Source organism: Fulvimarina thalattae, from assembly GCF_040239565.1.
Lineage (GTDB): Bacteria > Pseudomonadota > Alphaproteobacteria > Rhizobiales > Rhizobiaceae > Fulvimarina.
This window is the reverse complement of record NZ_JBEHWS010000001.1, coordinates 298,538-323,157: the sequence shown is the minus strand read 5'-3', so window position 1 is coordinate 323,157 and position 24,620 is coordinate 298,538. Positions and strand designations below refer to the sequence as shown.

19 protein-coding genes and 1 tRNA gene are annotated in these 24,620 nt (G+C 62.6%); 7 read left to right on the top strand and 13 right to left on the bottom strand.

Annotated features, from left to right (window positions below):
* Positions 1-4: 4 nt before the first annotated feature.
* From ABRA89_RS01485 to ABRA89_RS01450, 8 genes are all read right to left on the bottom strand, one after another.
* A complete protein-coding gene (locus tag ABRA89_RS01485) occupies positions 5-559 on the bottom strand; it encodes a DUF3833 family protein (RefSeq protein WP_349939675.1) in 555 nt (184 codons plus the stop codon).
* 4 nt (positions 560-563) lie between these two features.
* Positions 564-1,136 carry a GNAT family N-acetyltransferase gene (locus tag ABRA89_RS01480; protein ID WP_349939674.1) on the bottom strand — a complete coding sequence of 191 codons (573 nt, stop codon included), beginning with the start codon at positions 1,134-1,136 and terminating at the stop codon, positions 564-566.
* A 134-nt stretch (positions 1,137-1,270) separates the two neighbouring features.
* Positions 1,271-1,540: a 50S ribosomal protein L27 gene (gene rpmA, locus ABRA89_RS01475; RefSeq protein WP_349939673.1), complete on the bottom strand. Its 270-nt coding sequence runs from the start codon at positions 1,538-1,540 to the stop codon at positions 1,271-1,273.
* Positions 1,541-1,652: 112 nt separating this feature from the next.
* Complete coding sequence (rplU, locus tag ABRA89_RS01470) at positions 1,653-1,955, bottom strand: 50S ribosomal protein L21 (RefSeq protein WP_349939672.1); 303 nt, start codon at positions 1,953-1,955, stop codon at positions 1,653-1,655.
* A 221-nt stretch (positions 1,956-2,176) separates the two neighbouring features.
* Positions 2,177-3,049 carry a carboxylating nicotinate-nucleotide diphosphorylase gene (nadC, locus tag ABRA89_RS01465; protein ID WP_349939671.1) on the bottom strand — a complete coding sequence of 291 codons (873 nt, stop codon included), beginning with the start codon at positions 3,047-3,049 and terminating at the stop codon, positions 2,177-2,179.
* A 30-nt stretch (positions 3,050-3,079) separates the two neighbouring features.
* Positions 3,080-4,696 carry an L-aspartate oxidase gene (locus tag ABRA89_RS01460; protein ID WP_349939670.1) on the bottom strand — a complete coding sequence of 539 codons (1,617 nt, stop codon included), beginning with the start codon at positions 4,694-4,696 and terminating at the stop codon, positions 3,080-3,082.
* A gap of 74 nt (positions 4,697-4,770) precedes the next feature.
* Positions 4,771-5,772, bottom strand: a complete 1,002-nt coding sequence (gene nadA / locus ABRA89_RS01455; RefSeq protein WP_349939669.1) for a quinolinate synthase NadA — start codon at positions 5,770-5,772, stop codon at positions 4,771-4,773.
* Between the two features lie 179 nt (positions 5,773-5,951).
* On the bottom strand, positions 5,952-6,893 hold the full coding sequence (locus ABRA89_RS01450; RefSeq protein WP_349939668.1) for an NUDIX hydrolase: 942 nt from the start codon (positions 6,891-6,893) through the stop codon (positions 5,952-5,954).
* Between the two features lie 204 nt (positions 6,894-7,097).
* On the opposite strand from ABRA89_RS01450, the gene ABRA89_RS01445 reads away from it, so the two are divergent.
* Together ABRA89_RS01445 and ABRA89_RS01440 are read left to right on the top strand one after the other, a co-directional pair.
* Positions 7,098-7,634, top strand: coding sequence for a TadE/TadG family type IV pilus assembly protein (locus tag ABRA89_RS01445; protein WP_349939667.1), 537 nt, complete (start codon positions 7,098-7,100; stop codon positions 7,632-7,634).
* On the top strand, positions 7,634-8,197 hold the full coding sequence (locus ABRA89_RS01440) for a TadE/TadG family type IV pilus assembly protein (RefSeq protein WP_349939666.1): 564 nt from the start codon (positions 7,634-7,636) through the stop codon (positions 8,195-8,197). Before ABRA89_RS01445 ends, ABRA89_RS01440 begins: the two co-directional genes overlap by 1 nt.
* A gap of 23 nt (positions 8,198-8,220) precedes the next feature.
* On the opposite strand, the gene ABRA89_RS01435 is transcribed toward ABRA89_RS01440, so the two are convergent.
* Entirely contained in the window at positions 8,221-9,909 is a 1,689-nt protein-coding gene (locus ABRA89_RS01435) for an ABC transporter permease (protein WP_463671231.1), read from the bottom strand.
* Between the two features lie 97 nt (positions 9,910-10,006).
* Positions 10,007-11,050 (bottom strand): Fe(3+) ABC transporter substrate-binding protein, encoded by a 1,044-nt coding sequence (locus ABRA89_RS01430; protein WP_349939664.1) that lies wholly within the window; start codon positions 11,048-11,050, stop codon positions 10,007-10,009.
* Positions 11,051-11,769: 719 nt separating this feature from the next.
* On the opposite strand from ABRA89_RS01430, the gene ABRA89_RS01425 reads away from it, so the two are divergent.
* On the top strand, positions 11,770-12,423 hold the full coding sequence (locus tag ABRA89_RS01425; protein ID WP_349939663.1) for a class I SAM-dependent DNA methyltransferase: 654 nt from the start codon (positions 11,770-11,772) through the stop codon (positions 12,421-12,423).
* Positions 12,424-12,565: 142 nt separating this feature from the next.
* Here the strand turns inward: ABRA89_RS01425 and ABRA89_RS01420 are convergent, their stop codons facing one another.
* Positions 12,566-16,618, bottom strand: coding sequence for a sensor histidine kinase (locus ABRA89_RS01420; RefSeq protein ID WP_349939662.1), 4,053 nt, complete (start codon positions 16,616-16,618; stop codon positions 12,566-12,568).
* Positions 16,619-16,902: 284 nt separating this feature from the next.
* On the opposite strand from ABRA89_RS01420, the gene ABRA89_RS01415 reads away from it, so the two are divergent.
* Positions 16,903-17,367, top strand: a complete 465-nt coding sequence (locus tag ABRA89_RS01415) for a phasin (RefSeq protein ID WP_349939661.1) — start codon at positions 16,903-16,905, stop codon at positions 17,365-17,367.
* Positions 17,368-17,676: 309 nt separating this feature from the next.
* Positions 17,677-17,751: transfer RNA gene (locus ABRA89_RS01410), tRNA-Gln, on the top strand.
* An 86-nt stretch (positions 17,752-17,837) separates the two neighbouring features.
* Here the strand turns inward: ABRA89_RS01410 and ABRA89_RS01405 are convergent.
* On the bottom strand, positions 17,838-18,383 hold the full coding sequence (locus tag ABRA89_RS01405; RefSeq protein WP_349939660.1) for a PAS domain-containing protein: 546 nt from the start codon (positions 18,381-18,383) through the stop codon (positions 17,838-17,840).
* A 154-nt stretch (positions 18,384-18,537) separates the two neighbouring features.
* Between ABRA89_RS01405 and ABRA89_RS01400 the strand changes: the two genes are divergently transcribed.
* Entirely contained in the window at positions 18,538-21,948 is a 3,411-nt protein-coding gene (locus ABRA89_RS01400) for a chemotaxis protein CheB (RefSeq protein WP_349939659.1), read from the top strand.
* Positions 21,945-22,319, top strand: a complete 375-nt coding sequence (locus tag ABRA89_RS01395; RefSeq protein WP_349939658.1) for a response regulator — start codon at positions 21,945-21,947, stop codon at positions 22,317-22,319. The genes ABRA89_RS01400 and ABRA89_RS01395 overlap by 4 nt, the downstream gene beginning before the upstream one ends.
* 67 nt (positions 22,320-22,386) lie before the next feature.
* Here the strand turns inward: ABRA89_RS01395 and ABRA89_RS01390 are convergent, their stop codons facing one another.
* Positions 22,387-24,606 (bottom strand): methyl-accepting chemotaxis protein, encoded by a 2,220-nt coding sequence (locus ABRA89_RS01390; protein WP_349939657.1) that lies wholly within the window; start codon positions 24,604-24,606, stop codon positions 22,387-22,389.
* Positions 24,607-24,620 lie beyond the last annotated feature (14 nt).

The following is a 24,620-nucleotide window of genomic DNA, read 5'->3' as shown; positions in this document are numbered from 1 at the left end:
GCGCTCAGCGACCCGGCTTATAGAAGGTGACGTCCGAACTTGCGAGCGGCAGATAGTATTTCGAAACCGTCACGTCGTTTGTCATCGTGCCATTTTGCTCGCGCTGCATGACGTGATGAAAGTGGAACAGCGTGTCAGAACCGTTGGGCGCGAAGCCGTCATAGTCGAGGACGAGGCGCTGCCGGTCGTATTCGCCGGAGACCGGCCTCGGCTCCGTCATTGTCCCGTCTGCGATGCCCGTCGTCACCGTGCCGGATATCGAGCCGTCGCGGTGTGCGAAGAGATCCCAGCGCTGCAGGGCCTCTCCATCCGAAAAGGTGAACCGCTCGTCGAGTTTCAGCTCCCCTTCGCTGTATTTGCCATCGAAGCGGGCCGTGAAGGCCTCGGTCGAGACGAACAGCGTGGTGACCGTCCCCTTCGACGACGACTTTCCGTCGAAAAAGGAGAGAGGCGAATGCTTCCTGTCATCGGATGCGGCTCTCGCGCCCTCGACCGACGGGGCCGATGCCGCGATAATCATCGCGACGCCCGCCAGAACGAGAAGCTCGACAGCCTTCATATCTTCAACGTCCCCACATCCGGATCGAGCGCCATGAGCTCTTGTCGAGCATATAATGCTCACTGGCGACCCGGCCCGAGGCGAGAGAATCGATCATGCCCGGTCCGACAAAGGCGAAGCCGCACTTGCGGATAAGCTGCCGTGAGGCATCGTTGACCACCCGGCAGGAGACGTCGATCCGATCGAGCTTCAGGACCTCGAAGCCGTGATCGATCAGCTTCTGCACGGCCTCCGTGCCGTATCCAGCGCCCCAGTAGTCCTGTCCCAGCCAGTAGCCGAGTTCGGCGCGACCATTCTGCGCCCGGTGCAGGCCGCCGATCCCGATGAGCTCGCCGCTCTCGCGCAGGGTTATGGCGAAGATCGCGTTCTCCGGACGGCTCGCAATCTCGCGGAGGAAGTCTTTGGCATCTTCCATCTCGTAGGGCCATGGGACCCGCGAGAGCATCGCAACGACGTCGTAATCCGACAGATGCCGCGCGATCGCCGGTGCATCCACCATCGAGGGCGTACGCAGGACGAGCCGCCGGGTTCTTAATTCTTCGTCGTCATCGCCTGCGCATGTCAGTTCGTCTCTCATCTTGGCCTCCAGCAGAAACGAAATCAGGGGAGATGGCGGCCCATCTCCCCTTTCGTTTTCTGTCGGAATTCGCCTTTGGCGGGCTTCCTAGAAACGCCGGGTCGGTGGGACGCCGGCGTTCAGGAGAACACCGGTCATTCAGCGGCGGCGGCCGCCGGGAGAATCGAGATGTAGGTTCGTTTGTTCGCCTTCTTCTGGAAGACGACCTTGCCATCCGCCTTTGCAAAAAGCGTATGGTCCTTGCCCATTCCCACGTTCACACCCGGGTGCCATCGCGTACCGCGCTGACGCACGAGGATGTTGCCGGCAATGACCTGCTCGTCGCCGAACTTCTTCACGCCAAGGCGCTTCGATTCTGAGTCGCGTCCGTTGCGCGAGGAACCGCCAGCTTTCTTATGTGCCATTTCGAACTCTCCTTGCCTCGCTTGCGAGGCCGATGGGCTCGTGTTCAGCCCAGACTATGCGTTTGATCAGTTCAGGCGACCCGTTTTTGGATCGCCTCGACGAAATTTCCGGTTACGCGCCTGCGATGTCGGCGACGCGAACCTTGGTCAGGTCCTGGCGATGGCCACGGGTACGCTTGGAATTCTGGCGACGGCGCTTCTTGAAGGATATGACCTTCTTGCCACGCGTCTGCTCGACGATTTCCAGGGTGACCTTGGCACCGTCCACGAACGGCGTTCCGATCTTGGAGCCGACCATGAGGACTTCAGCCAGTTCCACCTTGTCGCCGGCTTCGCCCGGAATACGCTCGATGGTGAACTGATCATCGGCGGCAACGCGATACTGCTTGCCCCCGGTTTTGATGACTGCGAACATTTTATCTCCGTTCGTCTGATCGGCTCTCATGCCTGATCCTGCCGAGGCAGGCCGGCCGGGCCGTCTTCTTGTTCAGTCGGTTGACGTTTAAGACACTAAAAGGCTGGACCGCGCAGATTGCGCCCCAGCCTTTCGTTCAGGTCGTGCTATAAGCGCGACATACCGGCACGTCAAGCGCGAGAGGTCGATCGCCGGCAGGTTTTACCGCAAGTGGGTGCACATCACCCGATTTCATCAAGCCCGAGATCGACGATCGGGGCGGAATGGGTGAGCCAGCCGACCGAGATGAGGTCGACGCCGGCAGCCGAGACCGGGCCGACGGTTTCGCGGGTCATGCCGCCCGAGGCTTCGGTGATCGCGCGGCCGTCGACGATCCGCACGGCATCGCGCAGCGTTTCGGGGCTCATATTGTCGAGAAGGACCGCTCCCGGCTTATGCGCCATCGCCTCTTCGAGCTGTTCGAGCGTGTCGACCTCGATCTCAATCATCAGCAGGTGGCCGGCGTAGACTTTCGCGCGCTTCATCGCCTCGGAGACAGAGCCCGCGACGGCGATGTGGTTGTCCTTGATGAGGATCGCGTCGTCGAGGCCGAAGCGGTGATTGCCGCCGCCACCGGCTTTCACGGCGTGCTTTTCGAGAGCGCGCAGGCCCGGCGTCGTCTTGCGCGTGCAGACGATATCGGCCTTGCCGTGGGCCTTGGCGACCGTCACGAGATCGGCGGTCGCCGTCGCGATGCCGGACAGATGGCAGAGGAGATTGAGGGCGACGCGCTCGGCCGTGAGGATCGAGCGGGCTGGCCCCTCCATGCGCAGGACGGCATCGCCCGGCTCGAAGGAGGCGCCATCCGCCGAGACGAATTCGACGCTGATAGACGGATCGACCAGTTCGAAGGCAAGGCGAGCGGCCTCGATACCGGCGAGCGTGCCGGGCTTGCGGGCTGCAATCTGTCCGCGCATGCGGGCATCAGCCGGGATGACGGCCTCCGAGGTGACATCGCCGCGCCGGCCGAGGTCTTCGTGGAGCACCGCGCGGAGGATCGGCTCGATCAGAAAGCGCGAGGGGCCGGTCATGGCGGCGGAATACGATGCTGACATGGGATTGAAGTCTCTTCCGAAAAAATGTGCTCAGCGTGCGAGTTCGGGTAGGCGGACCTCTGCCGGATAGGCGGCCGGATGCGGATCACCGTGGGATACGGCATCGCCGAGGCGCGTGCGGCTGTGAACCGCTGGGCCTTCCTCTGGGTGGTCGGTGCGGAAATGGCCGCCCCGGCTCTCCTCGCGCGCCTTTGCGGCCCTTGCGATGGCAAGACCGATCTCCGCGGTCGCGAAGCCTTGCGCCGCAAGCGGGGTCAGATCCTCGATCGCGCGGTCGAGCCCTTCGGCATCTCGCGAGACGCCCACATCGCGGGCCATGATCGCGCGGACTTCAAAGAGCGCGTCGCTCGCCTCGCGCTCCTTCGGCGAACGCAGGGGCCTACCTGCGAGCGACAGCCGGTGCGGCAGTGCCTTGCGCCGGAAGCCCGCGATATCGGCAGCGATCCGCGCGCCGAAGACCAGCGCCTCGGCGAGCGAATTGGAGGCGAGCCGGTTTGCGCCGTGCAGGCCCGTCGAGGCGCATTCGCCAGCTGCCCAGAGGCCCGGCACGGAGGAGCGCCCGAGGGCATCCGTCTCGATCCCGCCCATGTGATAGTGCGCGGCGGGCGCGACCGGGATCGGCTGGACCGCCGGATCGGTGCCGTTGGCGCGGCAGAGCGCGGTGACGGTCGGAAAGCGCTTAGCGATCGAAACGCCGAGATGGGTGGCGTCGAGCGTGACGGTCTCGCCCCTTGCGCGCTCGGCGAAGATCGCGCGGGCGACCACGTCGCGCGGAGCGAGCTCGCGACCGGGCACATCTGCCATGAAGCGTTCGCCTTTGCCATTGAGGAGGATCGCCCCCTCCCCGCGCAGGGCCTCGGTTGCAAGCGGCAGCGGCGCGTCGGGCATGGCGGCGATGTCGATCGCAGTCGGATGGAACTGCACGAATTCCATGTCGCGCAGCACCGCGCCGGCGCGGCCCGCGAGCGCGAGGCCCGAGCCGGTGGCCCCCGAGGGGTTCGTCGTCTGGGCAAAGAGTGCGCCCAGCCCGCCGGTCGCAAGCACGGTCGCCTTGGCTGCAATGCCAAAGGCATCGCCATCGATCGCGCGGCAGAGCGCGCCTGACACGCGTCCTTCGCCATCCATAAGGAGAGAGGTCGCTACGACGCGTTCGAGGATCGTGATCTGCGGCTCGGCTTTCGCCGTCTCGACCAGCGTCTTCAGAACCGCATGGCCCGTTCCGTCACCGCCCGCCTTGACGATGCGGCGGGCCGAATGGGCAGCTTCCAGCCCGAGCGCGAGGTGACCTTCACCATTCCGGTCGAAGGGCACGCCCAGGCGGTCCAGCCAGCGCACGGCATCGCAGATCTCGGTCGCAACGAGAAGCGCGATTTCGGGAGCGGTGAGGCCGGCACCGGCGGCTATTGTATCGCGGGCATGAGCCTCGGGTCCGTCGTCTTCGCCAAACGCAGCGGCGATGCCGCCCTGTGCCCAGTCGGTCGCGGCTTCAAGGCCGAGCGGCGCTGCGGTGACGAGGGTGACGGGACCGTGCTCGGCAAGCTTCAGCGCCGTGGTGAGGCCGGCGACGCCCGCACCGATGACGAGGGCCGGCGTTTCGCGCTTCGGCGCCACGCCGTCGAAGTGGTTGGGGATGTGATGAAAGGTCATGTCGCTTGCCTCCTCGAGGCTGGACAAGGAAGGGATGGCGGCGCGGGATCGAGCGCCGCCGGAGAGCCTATGGCTCAGTTCCGAACTTCGAGCATCCGTTCGACGGCCCGGCGCGCCGGGGCCATCAGATGCTGCGGCACGATGACCTCGTGCTCCATGTTCTCCAGCGCCGAACGGATGTTCTTGAGCGTGATCCGCTTCATGTGCGGGCAGAGATTGCACGGTTTGACGAATTCGGTCTGAGGGTTCGCTGCCGCCACATTGTCACTCATCGAGCATTCGGTGATGAGCGCGACGCGGGCCGGCTTCTTCTCGGCCACGAAATCCGACATGTTCGCCGTCGAGCCGGCATAATCGGCCTCGGCAACCACCTCCGGCGGGCATTCCGGATGGGCGAGGATCGTCACGCCCGGATAGGCCTCGCGCATGTCGCGGATATCCTGCGGGGTGAACTGCTCATGCACCTCGCAATGGCCGGCCCAGGTTAGAATCTCGACCTCCGGAATATCGCGCTGGACGTTCTGGGCGAGATATTCGTCGGGCAGCATCAGGACGCGCGGCACGCCGAGCGAGCGGATGACGGCATGGGCGTTTCCGCTCGTGCAGCAGATATCGGAGGCCGCCTTCACCTCGGCCGAGGTGTTCACATAGGTGACCACAGGAACGCCCGGATATTTCTGGCGAAGGAGCGCGATGTCCTCGGCCGTGATCGAATCGGCGAGCGAACAGCCGGCGCGCATGTCCGGGATGAGCACCGTCTTCTCCGGATTGAGGAGCTTCGCCGTCTCGGCCATGAAGTGGACGCCGGCCATGACAATGACGTCGGCATCGGTCGTCACCGCCTCGCGGGCGAGCGCCAGCGAGTCGCCGACGATGTCGGAGACCGTGTGGAAGATTTCCGGCGTCTGATAGTTGTGCGCCAGGATGACGGCGTTTTTCTCGCGCTTTAGATCCAGGATCGCCTGAACATCGTCTTCCATAGTCGACCATTCGGGCCGTGGAATGAAGCGGCTCACCTTGTCGTAGAGCGCATCCGTCGTTCTGGCAGTCGGTCGTTCGAGAACGAGTTCGGTCATCGCGGGTCACCTCCATCCGCGACCGGACCGGAGCCTTGGGACGCGGGTTACCATTCGGCCCTTCCCGAGCCGGCTTATGCTACATATGAGCATAAGTACCGGAATGCAAGCCGAAAGGCTGGAAAGCGCACGAGGTGCTGCCTCGACACCCGCCTCATCGCCGATTCGAGCCCTTGGCTTCAGGCGTCTTTGGCGGGACGTTCCATCGTGATTTCGGGACGATAGCGGAAGAGTTTGGCAGGACGCCCGCCGGTCTGGGTCGAAAGCCGGCCGGTCTCCTCGATCAGGCCCTGGCTCTCCATCAGGCGGCGGAAATTCGGCTTGTGAAGTCGCACGCCTGAGAGCGCTTCGGCGATGCGCTGGAGATCGAACAGGGTGAACTCGTCGGGCATCAGCTCGAAGAGCACAGGACGATACTTGATCTTCGCGCGCAGCCTCCCGATCGCCGTCGCCAGCATGCGGCGGTGGTCAAGGGCGAGCGGCGCGCCGGTATCGCCCTTCGCCCGCACTTCGCAGCCCCGGTCGCGTCCGGCCTCGGCGACGAGGGCCGCCTCATAAAGGAGCTCGTAGCGCTCGAGCACACGCTCCTCGTTCCAACGATCGCCATCGTCGCCGAACGCCGAGGCGATGCGAGCGAGACGGCCGCGTTTCAATCCCGGGCCGGCAGCTTCCGCCCACTCTTGAAGGTCCTCGCGCAGGAGGGCGATCGATCCCGGTGCGCCTTCGCGCCAGTCCTCATAAGGAAAGTGGGCATAGAGATCGGCCCAACCGGCGGCGCGGCGCTCCTCGGCCGCACCACGCACGAGCGCCAGATAGGCGATCGAGACGAAGCGTCGTGTGCCGGGCCGGCTCTTGTCACCGAAGGTATAGAGCTGTTCGACAAAACCGAGCGGCTGGCCGGTCTGGCGCTCCACCCAGCTTCGGACGCCGGTTTCGAGGGTGCGGTGTTCGGCTTCGAGCGGACCGGCAGGAAGCGCCGAGGCTCCGTCCTCTCCGGAATTGGCCAGAAGCACGCGCGGACCGGCATCGTCGAAGGCGATCACGACAGCGTTGAGCCCGACGCCGACGGTCTGCCCCTGATGGGGCTGAAGCTCCAAAGCTCCGTCCGCTCGTTCAGCCATGCTCATCGGAATCTGATCGCCTGTTCCGCCGCCCCGTTCTCCTTTTTGCAGATAGCAATGATGGTGCTGGTAAAGAAGCCCGACAAAGGGCGCGGCATTCATTCTCCGGTAACGACGAATTCAAGACGCGGCCTTTGCGGCAGGGGGATTCACCGCTCATTGAGGCCTTTCGGCCATAAACGGGCTGAATCCACGGAGAGGTCCATGCAAGAGACCGCTTGTCATCGAAAGAACGTCCGAACGATCGGCAGCCTGTTCAAACGCTTGCGCGACGACCAAGAGGGTGTCGCAGCAATCGAATTCATGCTGTGCGCGTTGCCGTTCTTTACACTGGTCTTCGCGATCCTGGAGACGGCGATCGTCTTCGCCGCCGGTATCGTGCTCGAGAACGGGGTTCAGGGCGTCGCGCGACAGATCCTGACCGGTCAGTTGCAGAGCAAGGGCGAGGATGCGCCGGACAAAGAAGAGTTTCGCACTCTCGTCTGTGACAAGGTCTCTTTCTACCTTGCCTGCGACAAGCTCGAGATCGACCTCCAGACCTTCGACACCTTTTCCGACATCGACCTCACCTACGACCCGGACAAGTTCGGGTACAACCTCGGCGACAGCGAGGAGATCAGTGTTCTTCGGGTCTACTACAAATGGGAATGGCTGACCTCGATCCTCCACGGCATTTCGGGTGATGACGACGGCAAGCTCATCATCTCCTCGGTTGCCGCATTCAGAAACGAGCCCTTCTGATGACCCGCCCGATCCTGCCACGCTTTCGATCCGCGCTTGCCAGCCTACGGCGCGACAACACAGGCGTAGCCGCCGTCGAATTCGTAATGGTCCTGCCGCTCTTCGTCCTGATCTATCTCGGCATGTTCGAAGGCTCCAAGATCTATGAGGGAGCAACCAAGGCGAACACCGCCGCCGAGACCATTGGCGATCTCGTCTCGCGCACACGCTCGGTTTCGTCGTCCGAACTGAACAAGATCTTCACGGTCTCGAAGGCCATCATGTATCCGCTCGACTATACCAAGTTCGAGGTGACGATTTCCGGCATCGCGATCGACGAGAACGGCAAGGGCACGGTGGCCTGGTCGAAAAAGGACGGCGGCGGAGGACTGGCCAAGGATTCGGATTATCAGCTGCCGGATGAACTGAAGGACAATCCGAGCAAGTTCCTCATCATCGTGGACACGCGCTACACGCACGAGTCCCCGCTGCTGCATAGCGTGATCGCTTCCAGCCTCGATATCGACCGACAGTTCGCGGTCGTGCCCCGGCTTTCCACGGATATTCCCTGCAGCGACTGCTGAGTGGACCGGCCACCAAACCGGGATCAGGATGCCTGTTTGAGGATCGTGCGCGTCAACGCGATGACCGGGAGGATACCGGTGATAACGATCAGAAGAGCTGCGATCGAGGCATCCTCGAAGGCCGAACGCGAGGCGCTGGCATAGACGAAGGTTGCGAGCGTCTCGAAGTCGAACGGCCGGAGCAGGATCGTCGCCGACAGCTCCTTCACCGAATCCACGAAAACCAGCATGAAGCCAGTGAGAAGCGCCGGCGTCATCAGCGGCAGGAGGACCTGCCGCAAGGTGTTGCCGGGTCCATGGCCAAGAGTGCGCGCGGCATGATCGAGATGCGGCGAGAGCTTCGCGAAGCCCGACTCCATCGCGCCGTAGCCCATCGCCATGAACCGCACGAAACAGGCATAGACGATCGCCGCGCCCGAGCCGGAGAGCAGCAGGCCGGTCGAGATGCCGAAATTCGCGCGCAGATAGGCGTCGAGCGCATTGTCGAAGGCCGCAAGCGGAATGAGGACGCCGATCGCCAGCACCGTGCCCGGCACGGCGTAGCCGAGCGAGCCGAGCCGCACGAGACCGAGAAGGCGCCGCGAGCGGGTGAGCCGGACTCCATAGGCCATCATGAAGGCGGCGACGACGGTGAGGAGACCGGCTGAACCCGCGACGATCACCGTGTTTTCGAGCGCCGACCAGAGCGCGGGATCGGCAAACTGATCGAGCCGGCGGGAGGCGTAATCGCCCAGAATATAGGCCGGGATGCCGAAGCCGAAGGCGATCGGCAGCGTACAGGCGACGACCGCGAGCCCGGATGCCCAACCGCCGAGGGTCAGGCGACCGACAGCCGCGTTGTCGCCGCGCGCAAGGCTGTAGCGCTGGTCGCGCCGAGCCGCACGTTCCAGGATGACGAGCCCCACGATGACGATAAGCATTGCGAGCGCGAGCTGGGCGGCGCCTGCGAGATCACCCCGGTTGAGCCATGTGGAATAGACCGAGAAGGTCAGCGTTCTCACGCCGAGGAATTCCACCGCGCCGATATCGTTCACCGTTTCCATCAGCGCGAGCGCCACGCCGACGGCGATCGCCGGCCGCGCCATCGGCAGGAGAACCTTGAGGAAGGCTCCGCCCGGCCCCGCGCCGAGGGTGCGCGCGACATCGGCCGCCTTGCGTCCCTGCATCAGGAAGACGATCCGCACCGTGAGGAAGACGTAGGGATAAAGGACGCTCGACAGGATCAGCACCGCGCCCCAGAGCGAGCGCACGTCTGGAAACCAGTAGTCACGGCTGGAGGTGAAGCCGAAGATGTCCCGGATCGCGGTCTGGACGGGCCCGGCGAAATGGAAGAACTCCGTCACGCAATAAGCGGCGATATAGGTCGGAACCGCGAGCGGCAGGACGAGTGCCCAGCAGAAGAAGCGGCGTCCGGGAAAATCGAAGCTCGCCGTCAGCCATGCGGTGACGACGCCGACAGTGCCTGTGACGAGCGCAACGCCGATCATCAGAAGGATCGTGACGCGGGTCGCCTCGGGAAGGACCGTCGAAAGAAGATGGCTCCAGTTGTCGCTCGCGCCCGACGAGAGTGCGATAACGACAAGGGCAAAAACCGGCAATACGGTAAGAAGCGCGACTATGCCCGCGGTCACAAGCCAGCGCGTTCCCGTTCCGCGTCTCAGGCGACGACGGATTCTGAGGTCCGGTTTCAAGAACGGGGCAATTGCGGACATCGATCAGCGGTGCTGGGGTTGGAACGAGGGGCCAGACATGGAAAACGCCCCGCCCGGAAATCCGAGCGAGGCGCCAGGTAACGGAGGCTGGCTGATATCAGCTCTGCGGACCGGAGTCATAGGCGACCTCGTCGACGATGCGCGAGGCTTCGTCACGATGCGAGGCGATATCGGACAGCGAGATGTCGTCCTTCTTGAACTCGCCGAAGCCCTGCACGAGCTCCGAGGCCTGGATGCCCGGCTCCAGCGGATATTCGTAATTGTCGTCCGCATAGATCTTCTGTGCCTCGTCCGAGGACAGGAAATTCATCAGCTGAACGGCGTTGTCGCGGTTCGGCGCGTTCTTGGCGAGCGCGACACCCGAAATATTGGCATGGGTGAGGCCGTTGTCGAAGGTCGGCATGATGACCTTGATGGCATCAGCCCATTCCTTCTGCTCGGGCTCTTCCTCGTTGGTGATCATCTTGCCGACATAATAGGTGTTGCCGAGCGCGATATCGCATTCGCCTGCGAAGATCGCCTTGGCCTGACCACGGTCGTTACCTTCGGGCCGGCGGGCAAGATTGTCGCGCAGACCGGCGACCCATTCGCGGGCGGCATCCTCGCCGTAATGCTCGATATAGGCGGCGATCAGCGCGACATTGTACTGATGCTGGCCCGAGCGGGTGCAGAGGCGGCCGCGCCATTCCTCCGAGGCCAGATCCTGGTAAGAAATCTCGTCGGTCTCGACGCGCTCCTTCGAGGCGTAGACGACACGGCCGCGGGCGGTCAGGCCGAACCACTGGTGATCGGCGTCCTGAAATTCGGCCGGAATGTTCTCGTTGATCTCTTCGCCGGTGACGGCCTGGGTGACCCCGGCCTGCTTGGCGGCATCGAGATTGCCGATATCGACGGTCATGATGAGGTCGGCCGGTGAGTTCGCGCCCTCGGCGGAAATGCGCTGTTCGAGCCCCTTGTCGATGAAGATCGTCGCGGTCGTCAGACCGGTCTCTTCGGTAAAGGCGTCGAGCACCGGCTGGATCAGCTCCGGCTGGCGCGACGTGTAAATGTTGACGTCGGCGGCAGAAGCGGCGCTCGGGGCAAGGGCGGCGATGCTGGCGGCAGTCAGTGCGGCGGCGCCGATGGATGTGTTGAATCTCATGGGGTCGTCATGTCCTTGCGGTCAAACTACGATTGGGTGCGGGCATGATGGAACACGTCGTGCGCGCGGGCGGGAGCCCGGCGCCGGAAGCGTATTCCTTTGGACGGATTTGCCTGACCAAAGCGCGCCTTGCAAGCACTCCGGCCAGAAAAATTCAGCAAAAACAACGGTTTAGAACAGTTCTAAACTTGAACTGTTCTAACTTTCTGGCGAAACTTTAGCGAATAGAGGATGATAGCCGGGAACACAGACGCGTATCTTCTTGTCACGCTCGACGGCCACAGCGATCTTTCAACGCGGCCTGGGTCAAGGGGAAGCAAGTTGCCCTTAAAGAACCATAACGACTCAATGCGGCTTCGCTCACCCCGACCGTGCGACCGGTTGGGAACCGACGACAGCGCAAAAAGCAACCGAAAATCGGCATGGGGACGCGGCACTCGCAAGTTGAACCCGCTGATATGCGTTGATTACGAACAATAGATTTTCTTACACTCTATACTTCAAAACCTAGTAAATAAAAGATAGAAAACATTCGCGTCTCAAAAACTAATAAACGGTGATCACGAGAACATTATTTTAAAAAAGGATTCTTGATTTCGTACTCAAAAAAGCATTCATATCGGATAGTCGAAAGATAATTTATTTTCAAGGCTCTCATTTGAATTTTAGGGTGCTATGTCGCTGGAGAACCCAAATGGACATTTCCAGGAGACGGCATTTTGGATCAACGCGTCGAAAGCATCAAGACATCCCACAAGCTCGATGGAGACACCGAGGCCCTGCGCGAATATTATGCCGACTGGGCGCGCGAATACGATAGTGACGTTGCGTCCGAGCGCTATGGTGGGCCGGGCGTCATCGCCGATGTCGCAACCACTGTCGCGCGCGGCTACATCAAGCGTCCACTGGCCGATATCCGCGTTCTCGACGCGGGCTGCGGCACGGGGCTCGCCGGTATCGAGCTCAAGAAGCGCGGCTTCGTGGACGTCGACGGCTTCGACCTGTCGGCCGAGATGACGGAAATCGCCGACGAGACCGGCGCCTACGACAAGCTCGCCGCCGATGTCGATCTCAATGTCGATCACAAGAACCCGCTCAAGCGGCGCTATGATCTCATGGTCTGCTGCGGCGTCCTCACCCTCGGCCATGTCGAACCGGACGCGCTCCTGCGTCTCGCCGACTATCTGAACGAGGGCGGCGTGATGGTGGTCTCCACGCGCAACAGCTATCTCGAGGGCTGCGACTATCGCGGCACCGCCGACCGCTTCGTGAAGGACGGCAAGCTGGAAAGCCTCGGCTGCCTGCCGAATGCCGACTATATCGAGGAAGAAGGCGCCCATTACTGGATCTACCGCAAGCCGGCGAGCACCTGACTCACGGCAAGGCAGAGTCCAGACTGCCCGACTGATCGGTCGATTATAACGACAAAGCCGCGGAGCGTTCACGACGCTTCGCGGCTTTGTCGTGCCTGGATATCCGTGGTGGCTACCTCTTTCGATCGATCGAGGCCGCTCGTCAGCCCGTGACCACACGATCTGGCGTGAAGCGTAGTTCCACCATGGTTCCGTGCTGCGGCACTGACTCGATCGAGATCGCGGCGCCGTTCGCCTCGGCCATGGCATAGGCGAGCGGTAGGCCCAGCCCGGTACCGACCCGATCCATACCGCCCTCGGCTTTCACCCGCCCATAGGGCTGCTTGGCGAGCTCCAATTCCTTCTCGGTCATTCCGACACCATTGTCGCGGCAGCGCAGCGTAACGCTGCCATCCTCCCGATACTGGCTCGACAGGATGATCTGGCCGCCGCCCGGCGTCGAATTGATCGCGTTCTGGATGAGATTGGTCACGATCTGGCGCAGCGAGCGTTCGTCGGCGATGACCGGCGGCACCGATGGCGGCAGGTTGGAGCGCAGGACCACGCGCGCGCTGCCCGCGACCGGCTGCATCATCGAGACGACCTCGCCCGCAACCTGATTGAGCGCGACGGTCCTGAAGTTGAGCTCCAGCCGGCCAGCTTCGGCCTTCGACAATTCCAGAAGATCGTTCACGAGGTCGAGCACATGGCGGCTCGATCGCTTGATATCGGCGATATAATCGAGATAGCGCGGATTGCCGATCGGCCCGAAGGCCTCGCTCTCGATCGCATCGGCAAAGCCGAGGACCGCCGTCATGGGCGTGCGAATTTCATGGCTGACGGATGCAAGGAACTGCGTCTTGCGCAAGGACTCATCCTCGGCGCGAAGACGGGCCGCCTCAGCATCGTTGTCGATCTCGCGCGGTTTTGCCGCCTTTGCGGCGGTCTCGTTGAGATCGCGCATGACGACGCACCAGCCGCCGGCCTCCAGCGGTTCGGCAACGGCTGTCAGATCGAGCGTCCCACCATCCTTCAGACGTATCGTCAGATCGACATCACCGCCGGCTCGCGCCTCCTGAAACCCGAGCGAGGCCTCTCGGATGAGATCGCGGGCGCGAGACCGGCTCTCGCCTTCGAAGAGTTCCGTGAAGAGCAGGCCAATCGGAGCCGCGTCTTGACCGCGCCCTTCCGCTCCGGTTTCGGCGTCCTTTTCGACAGCTTCGAGCTCGGTGGTCGCGGCAAACAATTCGCTGGCAAGATCATTGGCGGCCTCGACCTGACCTTCATGATCGAGCACCAGAACCGCCGCGCCCGCGGCTTCTACACTCGCTATCAGGTCGGCGAACCGATCCTGCGGGTCGTAGGCCTGTGGCGTTTCCGGGGCCCTTATTTCGTCGGGCTCCGGCGCCGGAACAGAGGCGAGATCGGTGACGGTAAGGCGCGGCGTCGCGAAGAACGAAATCACCAGGAAGGACTTGCCGCCCATGGCGATGCGCTGCATGCGGGCCCTGACATCGATCGTCTTGCCGTTCGCCCGGAGAAGGCGCACGCACTCGCTGCGCGCACCTTCTTCGAAGAGATGATCGAGCCCGCCGGCAGCGGCCAGAGAGGTCGCATCCCTGTAGCCGGTCAGATCGGCAAACTCGTCGTTCGTGAAGACCGTATGGTCGCCGCTCTGGACGAGGATCGGCACCGGCAGCCGGCCGTAATAGGCCTGAAGATCGGCCGCGACGGATCTGTTTGGCCGGCCTTTTTGAGTGGCCTCGTCTCGATGCGCCGAACCCGCTGCGTCTGCTGGGTCCGGATGAATGTCGGCAGGGGACGGCGCAGTGCCACCGAAAAGCGCGATCTTCTGCTTGGCGATCTGGATCGCTTCGTCGAGATCGGCACTGCGTTCACCACCCGACAGCGCGACCCCGATCTTGCGGAAGGCGGCTGCCTCCTCGTCGCTGAGGGGCGCGTCACGGCGCATCCGTCGCTCGGCGAGCTGGACGACGTGATCGTCGTCATTTTCAAGACTGCGGCCGGTTTCGGACGTCATCTCTTCGCTCGATGGGTCGGCGTCTTCATCGACGCCGAAATCGAGCTCCTCGCTCGGACGGCTGCGCACCGCCTCCGCGACGATCTCGTGCATGGTCGCACCGGTCGCAAGCTGCCAGCCCCAGGCCTCGGGATCGTCCTGCGCATCAGCGGGTCGAGCGACGCCAAAACCACGGAAACCATCAAAGCTGCGGTCACGGGAAAAGACCGGCAATGCGGCGAGGTCGATCGGTACGCGCTTGTCGCTCGACTCGACCGGCCAGAACACGGAGCGATCCGACCAGGTCTCGCGCCGGTCAATAAGCGGTGCGATCTCGTTATGCGGATCGAGGTCGAGAGCCTCGCTCAGATCGGCGAAGGAAATGCCGATCACATCTGCCGCGCGCGGCCCGACCACCGCCGCGAATTCCTGCGACAGGGCGTGAAAGCGACCCTCGTGATCGAGGCGCCAGACGAAGCGGGTCGGATCGGCGGAGAAGTCGGGGACGAATTCGGAAACCACTCCCTCACCTTCGTCGGGCAGAGCTTCGGACGTGTCGCCCGCGCGCTCTGACATTGGCTCGGCGGAGTTATCCATTGCAGCGGGTTCGGCTGCCGCCTTGTCGCCGGTGGGTTCGACCTTCTCGTCATTCTCGGCATTCGCACCGAATTCAGAACCGGAAACACTGGTTGAAGCGGCAAGGGTTGCCGCATCGGGCATCGACCAGTTCGAACGGACCGGGTCCTGGCGCTTCGATATTTCCGCGGCGGTCTGCTCGGTCTGATAGCCGGGGCTCTGCTGGTATGGCGCGGTGTCGTCGGTCGAGACATCACCTGCGACCACAGCTGCCGCAGGCTCCGTCGTTGCTTCCGATGCTTTCGCGTCGCGGCCTTCAGCTTCGGCATCGTCGGCAATGACCGGGAGATCGGCATCGCCGGACTCCGGGCTTGGCTGATGCACAACGGCTTCATCACTGATGCCGGCCGTCTCTTCTCGCTCCTTCTGAGAATAGTGATAGGCCGCCGCAGCGCCGATCCCGCCGGCAATAAAGGTCAAAATGGACACCGGCGCGCCTGATGGCTGTTCCGTGTTGGAAGACGGGATCGACGGAGTACCGCTTTCCTGTTCGTCGGTTTCCGAAGAGACGGCGTGCTGGCTGATCACCTCGTCGGGATGCGCTTCCGTCGGCTCGGCGTTCTCACGGGCGTTCTCTTCGATGGCTTCATCGCTGGACGATACGGGAAGCGCGCCGGCCATCTCCTCGGATGGCTGCGAGCTCTCAGGCGTGTCGTCAGCCGGAGAATGAAGAGCGTCGTCGACGTCATTGTCTTCATTCTTTTCCCCGGCGCCGGCCAGCCGTCCGAGAGCAGCTCCGCCGAGCGCAGCACCGGCTGCACTCAGAAGCGATCCGCTGACGGATTTGATGGTCTCGATCTCGCGGGTGAAGGAACCGCCTTCTGTCGAAGCCCAGTCCGCTTCCGTACCATCGTGGTGTCCGGCCATGCTTTGTCCGGTCTCGTCCACGTGGCCTTCAGCGCCCGTGTCTTGGTCGCCCTTTGCAGCCGGTTCCAAATCGAAGCTCAGGAGCCGGCTGTCATCCTTGTGCCAAACCGCTATGAGCCGCCGGTTGATCTTCGCGAGGCCGGCCGTCTTCCCGTTCGGCAGAAAGGCCAGATCGAGATCGGCGTCCCCATCCTTCAGATCATACAGATCCTCCAGGTAGACCTGTTCGGTCGCACCGAACCCTGCATCAAACCAGGATCGCTCCGAACTCCAGATCGCAATCGGCTGATTTCCGATCTCGGAAAGCGCGACAAGGGCTTCGCGGCTCCGAGCCGGAGCGTCTCCGGAGGCCGAAATCACGAGTACGCATTCGCGGCCGCCTGAACCGACGACGATCCGCTGGGTGGAGATTTCCGTTCCGGCACCGAACTCAGCGTCATGGAGACGCACGCTCACGTCATTTTGCAGTGCAGCAGAGATTTTCTGCGCGAGTTCGGCGTTTCCATCCATCTGCGGACCGGGCGCGAGGCCGAACAGGGTCGCGGCGGCTTCACTCGCCCAGACGATATGCGACAGGTCGGCGTTCGCCGCCAGCACCCAGCCGCCCGAGCGCCGCGCATCCCGCACGAGGGGGTGCGTCATCACCGCCAGGGTATCTGGCAGAGTTTCGCGGCTTGGGTCTCCGGACGTCACGGTCTCTTGGCCTCCGCTGATCTCATCATGCCGGGCTCGACTTGAGGTGTGTGCTTAACGAATGATTCATAATAGGCACACCGCTCAAAGGCCATGCTGAGCGACGACAGACCGCCGTTTTCCCGGGATCAGTCTTAACGCGTGGGGTTTGAGCAAAATGCCGACGATCTATGTTGCAATGCACAAAAATGGTTGCTATAAGAATAGGCAGAGATGGCCGGTAAGGAACATACCCCGGCTAACGATGTTGAATTACAACTAGTCATGAAGACAGGAGAGACTCGATGGCAGACGCCAAGAACAACGATCCGTTCGGCCTCGGCAACGCGCAGGCGATGATGGGCATGGACCCGGCCAAGATGACCGAAACCTTCCGCGCCATGACCCAGAAGTCCATGGAGCAGTCGAAGGAAGCCTATGGCCGCATGCGCTCCGCAGCGGACGAGGCGACGAAGGCTCTCGAATCCACCATGGAAAACGCGCATCAGGGCTCGCTTCAGCTTTCGAAGAAGGCTCTCGACGCCATGCGCGCCAACGCCGATCTCGGCTTCAAGCACCTCGACGCCATGATGGGCGCGAAGTCGTTCTCGGAAGTCATCGAGATGCAGACGTCCTATCTGCGCCAGCAGGCCGAGCTCAACACGACCCAGGCCAAGGAAATCCAGACGCTGACGCAGAGCGTCGCGCAGGAAATGATGAAGCCGGGCAAGGAAGCTTTCGAAAAGGCTTCCAAGCAGGGTTCCAAGTAAGTCAGCCGACACTTTATCGGTTTCTCTCGGCGGCCTTCGGACGACCGGCCATACCCGGCCCCATGGTCGGGCCGGCCGCTTTAGAGATCGCATGAAATCCCGGCCTACTGCCGGGATTTTGTATTTTGGGGACGGATTTTTCTTGTGCCCATTCCTGAGCGCTCGAACCGGGCGGCATTCAAGAAACTTCAGTTTAGCCCATGCGGCATCCCTGCCAGTCGAACGGCAGCGGAAGCGATTTACAAGACCGCGCACCTTTCCTATAGAGGCCGCGCAGCCGCTTAAGCTCTCTTGAGCGGCCATGACCGTTGGGGCGTCGCCAAGTGGTAAGGCAGCGGCTTTTGGTGCCGCCATTCGCAGGTTCGAATCCTGCCGCCCCAGCCAGGCTCGTTTCAAGACATGCGCTTTAATGACGCGCGCGGCTCACCGGGTCGCAACGCGCGAATTCTGGCCGACCGTTGGTCAGAGCATCAGACGCTTTCGTCGAGAGCCATGCGGGACTTCGCAATCTGCGCCATGGAGTTCGCGATGGTCTCGAAGGAGGTGTTCATCATGTGCCGGTGCTCGCGGACGAGCGAGCCGATGCGCTGCACCTCTTCTTGAAGCGTCTCGTCGTGACCCAGCATCTGCTCTTCCGCGATCTTGGTCACATCGAATTGAGAGGCGAAGATGTAGCGGACCCGGGCGCGTGAATCGGAGAGCTTTGTCATCAGGACGAGATTGACGAAGTGAGTTCCGTCCTTCCGGAAGTTGATCAGCGTCGTGCGGATCGATGTCGTCGCGGGATCGGTCAGGAAACGGCGTATTTCGTGACGGCCCGGCTGATCGCGCAGAGTGCCCTGCAAAAGACGGCAGTTTTTGCCGATGAGTTCGTCCGCCTCGTATCCGGAGAGCTCGCAGAACCGCGGATTGACGAGATTGAGTGGCAGATCCGGCGCGCCGGTTTCGGCGATCGTGACCGCGACCCTTGCTTCCTCGGCGAATTTCGCCAGCGACGACTCCAGGCTTGCGGTCACGGCCTTTCCTCTTATCTCGATGTTCGTTGGCCGGGCAGCGAAAAAACCTTTTAGCTCCGCCCCTTAAGGTGCGAGATGGTAGTGCGCGTCAGCACCTGGAACAGGCGCGGCGCGTCATTACCGCTCCTCTGGAACGATCAAGAAGGATTTTTGCGTGGACGCACAGACCTTGGTCGCGGTTCCCGTGATCGGCGTGGGAGCTTCGGCCGGCGGCCTTGAAGCGATCCGCGAGATGCTGACGGCAGCTGGCCAGGACACGCCCTTCGCTTTCGTCATCGTCCAGCATCTTGATCCCACGCATGAAAGCCTGCTCTCGGAGCTTCTCGGCCGCTGTACCTCTATGCCCGTCCGGCAGATCGAGGGCGGGGAAGTCGTGCGCGCCGGCGAGGTTCACGTCATCCCACCTGGCCGCAGGCTCGAAATCAAAAGCGGCCGCCTCGAACTGACGGACTTTGTTCAGCCGAGGGGCCTGCGCCGGCCGATCGACGATTTCTTCGAATCGCTGGCGCGGGATCAAGGCCCGAACGCGGCCTGTGTCATTTTGTCGGGGACCGGCGCGGACGGCACGACCGGGCTGAGAGCGGTAAAGGAGCACGGCGGCCTCTGCATCGCGCAGGATCCCGATACCGCAAAATACGACGGCATGCCGGTTTCGGCGGTCGGAACGGGCCTCGTCGACTTCGTGCGCGCGCCCGGTTCGATCATCGGATGCCTGAAGGAATTCTTCGAACGCGACGGTGCCGAGGGACCGAATGAAGGCGCAGCGGCGGTCGTCGCCGAACATGTGGACGACATGTGCGGGGCGCTTCGCGACGTCATCGGCCATGATTTTTCCGGCTACAAGCGGACGACGCTGGTTCGCCGCATCGAAAGGCGGATGAAGGTTCTCGGGATCGAAACGCCGCAGAGCTATCTCGACCGGATCCGCTCGTCTTCGGAAGAATGCGACGCCCTGTTCCGCGACCTGATGATCAACGTGACGCGGTTTTTCCGCGACCCGGAAATGTTCGAGGTCCTGAAGGAAAAGGTCGTCCTTCCCCTCGTCGAGTCGACACGGGCGAACGATGAAATCCGCATCTGGGTGCCAGGATGTTCCAGCGGCGAGGAAGCCTATTCGATCGCAATCCTCTTCGCCGACGCCCTGCGCGGGCGCAGCGATCGCCCCTTCGTGCAGGTCTTCGCCACCGATATCGACGACCGGATGCTCGCGATCGCCCGGGAAGGCAAATATCCGCTCTCGGCGATGGCGGATATTCCCGAGGAGCTGCGCGAGAATCATACGATCGCCCACGAAGGCTACTTGCAGATAAGCGCGAAGGTTCGCGACATCATCCGCTTCTCCTTGCACAGCCTGATCAAGGACCCCCCGTTTTCACGTGTCGATCTGGTGTCCTGCCGGAATGTCCTGATCTATTTCGACGACAAGCTGCAGCGACAGGTCTTTCCGATCGTCCACTATGCGCTGAAGCCCGGTGGCACGCTTTTCCTCGGCCCTTCGGAGAGTATCGGCCGCCACGAGGACATGTTCGCCGACCTCGACCGTCCGGCACGGATTTTCCGGCGGCTGGAAGGGCGAACCCCCTACCCCATCCGTCTGGCACCCGATCGGCGCAGTTCCTTTCCGTCGCCATCGCGGACACGGTCGGAAGAACACTCGTCGGACGTTCCGGAGGAAAGTTCGTCGGCAAGGCGCATCCTCGATCGATATGCCCCGGCCACCGTCGTCGCCGACCGGGATGGCGAGATGCTGTATTCGACCGGCCGACTGTCGAAATATCTGGAGTTCCCCCACTCCAATGCAGGAAGCATCTTTGTCACATCGGTCGCGCGTCCCGGGCTGCGGGACGTGCTGCCATCGCTCCTGCGTCAGGCGATCGACGACAAGAAGCGGACGATCGCACGGGACGTAACCGTACAGGCGGAGTTCGGCCAGCAACGGCTCGAGGTCATAGCGGACCCTTTGCCAGACGGGACCGCGCTCATCGTCTTCCGTGACACCTCGGCTTTCGATCCGAGCGACGAGGACATGGAAGAACTGCGGTCGACGGAGGATGCGACCCACGAACTCGAAGAAGAACTCAGGCAGACACGCCACAAGCTTCGCGGCGCGGTGGAAGAACTTGAGACCGCGAACGAGGAACTGAAGAGTTCCAACGAAGAAATGATGTCGATGAACGAGGAGCTTCAGTCGACGAACGAGGAACTCTCGACCGTCAACGACGAGCTCAAGTCCAAGGTCGACCAGCTTACGACAGCCAATTCGGACCTGCGCAACTTCTTCGAATCGACCCGCCTCGCCGTCGTCGTGGTCGATTCCGATCTTCGGATCAGAAGCTTCACGAAAGCGGCGATCGACGCCTTTCCGCTTCAGGACGGCGATCGCGGCCGCCACCTGTCCGATGTCGCGAGCCATCTTTCGGAAGAAGGCTTTCTGGAAGAGGCCCGTTCGGTCCTCGCCAGTGGAGAACCGGTCCTGCGTTCGGTGGCGCTGAAGGACGGGTCGGCCCGCTTTTCCATGCGCATCATGCCCTACCGCCTGATCGACGGGACGATCGACGGCGCGTCCATCGTGCTGACCGATGTGACGGAAATCCTCAACATGCAGGCCGCGCTCGAAGAACAGCGCGAACGGCTGAGGCTGGCAGTGCGCGTGGGCGGCATCGGCATATGGGAATACCGGATCGACGAAGAGCGCATCGTCGCGGACGAAACCGAATTCGGCTTCTTCGGTATCGAAGCGGAAGAAACCAGAAGCCTCGAATCGATGATGTCGATGATCCACTCCGAGGACCGAAAGCGGGTGGCAGACGCGCTCCAGCGCACGGTGTCCGCAGGGGGCCCGTTCGAAGAGTCGTTTCGCGTGGAACGCGAGGACGGAAGTCTCGTCCACCTCAAGGGCTCTGGTCGCCTGGTCGCCGGGCCGGGAAGAGGCCGGATCCTCGGCGTCTCGATCGACGTCACTCGCGAAGCGCGCTTCTCCGAGCAGCGTGAGTTCATGCTGCGTGAGATGAACCATCGGGTGAAGAACCTCTTTGCGGTCATCGCGAGCATGGTTTCGGGAGCCGCGCGAAACGCCGATAGCGTCGAAGCACTCGCCCGCAACGTGCGCGAGCGCATCACCGCTCTGGGCAATGCCCATTCCCTGACCCAGTCGACGGCGGGAGCGAGCAGCGTCCTTTTGAAGGACCTGATCACGGCTGTGCTCGAACCGTTCAAGACGGGCGAGAACGTCACCATCGAGGGGCCGGATGTGACGGTAACCGTCGAGAAGCTGACGGCGTTCGCCCTGATGATCCACGAATGGGCGACCAACGCCACCAAGTACGGTGGCCTCAGCGATGATGGCACTGGCCTCAAGATTTCGTGGATGACGACCGACGACGGCAAGCTCTTGCTCGACTGGTGCGAGGGCTTTCAGTCCGCAGTGCCAACGGAGGGCGCGACGCCGCAGGGATTCGGATCGCGGCTCGTGCAGTTTTCGATCAGCCAGCTGCGCGCTACCTATGAGGTCGAAACAGACAGGAAGGAACGCCGTATGAAACTTGTCGTCCCGGGTGTGGCTTGAGCGCCGGTCATCTGAGAGGTCTACGGGTCCTCATCGCCGAAGACGAGGCGCTGGTCGCCATGGATCTGACAGACACGGTCGAACTGGCGGGTGGAGAGGTCATCGGTCCATTCGCGACATCGCGTGAGTCGGCGGATGCACTAGGCTCGGCAAGCTTCGACATCGCCATTCTCGATGTACGGCTGGAGGACGGCGAGGTCTTTCCCGTGGCGGACGTGATCCGCGACCGCAATATTCCGATCGTCTTCCATTCCGGTCACATCAATCCGGCAGAACTCTCCAAGCGCTATCCGAATGCCGGCTTCTGCGCAAAACCATCGACGCCTGAGCGATTGGTCAGCATCCTCGTGGCCGTCCAGGAGACGAAATAGCGCCGCCTCGAAATGCTCAGGGAAAGCTTGAGAGGCTCGATGGTCCGCCATCAAGAGGACGGCTGCGTCATGCAGCCCTGCGCCGAACAGGCCGGCTTTCCTCGATGATCTTATTCCTGGAGCTCCCAGTCCGGAACTGATCAACCAAGCGTCCCAGCGTATTGGTTTCCGAGCTCAGCGTCTGGGTCGCCGCCGTGGTCTCTTCTACCATGGCTGCATTCTGCTGGGTCATCCGATCCATCTGGTCGGCAGCGGTGGAGACCTCGCGCAAGCTGACGGATTGATCATGCGCTGTGCGCGCGATACTTGCCACTTCCTTTGTCATCGCCGAGACCTGTCCCACGATTTCTTCGAGGCTCTTGCCAGAGGCGGTTACGAGCTCGACCCCTCTTCCGACCTCATCGCCCGATTGGGAAATGAGCGCTTTGATTTCCTGCGCTGCCGAAGCCGAGCGCTGCGAGAGAGCCCGCACTTCCTGTGCCACGACGGCAAAGCCGCGACCGGACTCGCCTGCGCGCGCCGCCTCCACGCCGGCATTGAGCGCCAGCAGATTGGTCTGGAACGCGATCTCATCGATCACCACGATGATCTTCCCGATCTCCTCGGAGGATCGTTCGATCGCAGCCATCGCCTGGATAGCCTTGCCGACGACCTGGCTGCCTTTTTCTGCATTGCCGCAGGCGGTTTCGGCCGAGAAGCGCGCTCTCTCGGCGCTTTCGGCGGTTTCGTGGATGGCCTGCGCGACCGCCGTCAACGCTGCTGTGGTCTCTTCAAGCCCCGCCGCCTGCTGCTCGCTGCGCTTGGCGAGATCGTTGGACGCCATGTTGATCTCGTCGAGGCCGCCGCGGATCGAGGAGATCGACGTCACGACAGCGCCAACGGCTCCTTCCAACCGTTCGATCGAATGATTGAACTGATCGCGGATCGCCTCGTATTCGGGAGCGATGCGCCCTGTCATCCTGACCGTGAGATCGCCGAGAGCCAGCTTGTCGAAGGCGCTTCGGATCTGCGCCACGAATTGCTCGAGCTCTTCCGCCTTGGCCCTTTCCGCACCGGCCCTGGCCTCTCGCTCGCGCTCTGTCTCGATCCGAGAGGCAAGGGCGGCGCCTTCTGCCGCCTCGCCGGAAGCAAGCGCGTGGCGGAACCCTTCCAGGGCCTTCGCGACGGCCCCCACCTCGTCATTGCGCGCCTGATCGGCGACGGGCGTCGTGTAATCCTTTTCGCCGAGCCGCGAAACCGAGCCCAGAAGCTGACCGAGTGGACGGCGCACGAAAAGCACGGAAGCCGCATAGATCGCGCCGAGAGCAACGAGCAGGATCAGAAGACCACCGCCGACCATGGAAAGCACCTCGGTGCGGATCGGGGCCGCGATGGTTTCGGTGGGGATGTCGATGACCGTCGCCCAGACCGCACCACCTTCCGGCACCGCGAAGGGGAAGATGATGCGCTCCACCGAAGTACCGCCAGTGCCTTGCACCCCGTTGAGAACACGGGGCGTTCCGTCGGCGATGGCGGAAGTCAGTTCTTTCGCGCCTGCGCCCTCATACGGTTTCATCATCAGGTCCGGCTCTGGCGGAACCAGCCAGTTGCCGGCCCCTGAGACGAGCAGCACACGCCCGTCGCCGAAAGGCTGCATCGCTTCCAGTCGCTTGCTCAGCGTATCGAGGCTGATGTCGACACCTGCAACCCCGATCTCGCGTCCTTTAACAAAGACCGGGAAGGCGATGGAGGTCATGAGCTTCTTGACCTCGGAGGCCATGTAGGGCTCGGTGATCGCGCCCTTGCCGCTTTCGGAAGCGAGCTTGTACCAGGCCGCCTCGTAATCGGCTGCGAAGGTGGAGAATTCGATCCCGCCATCGGCGGCGCGCGTCCAATATGGCGCGAAGACGCCGTCTTCGTTGGCTCCAGGAAGCGGCGCGGCGCCCTCCTCCGGCCTCGCACCGTCGAAGGCATTCGGGCGTTCGGCCATCCAACTGCCGAAGACGACGTCGTAATTTTCCACATTGGCGCGCAGCATGGCCATCACGGTCTCACGCTCGCGCATGCCCACCGCGTTCGCGGCACCGATCGCGCCGCTGGTCGCCTTGGCGGCGGAAGCGGCAAGGGCAACCTGAGTGGAGATGGAATTGGCCACCGAGTCGGCCTGCGCCTGTGCCTGCTCGAAGACGAGTTCGCGTGTGCTTTCGCTGGCATGCCAGCCTGAGAGAGCGATCGAGCCGACGAGGATCAATGCGACGGACCCGCCGGCGACCAGCATCAACTTGGCGGAGAGAGAGCGGACACGCACAGTCAGAGATCTCC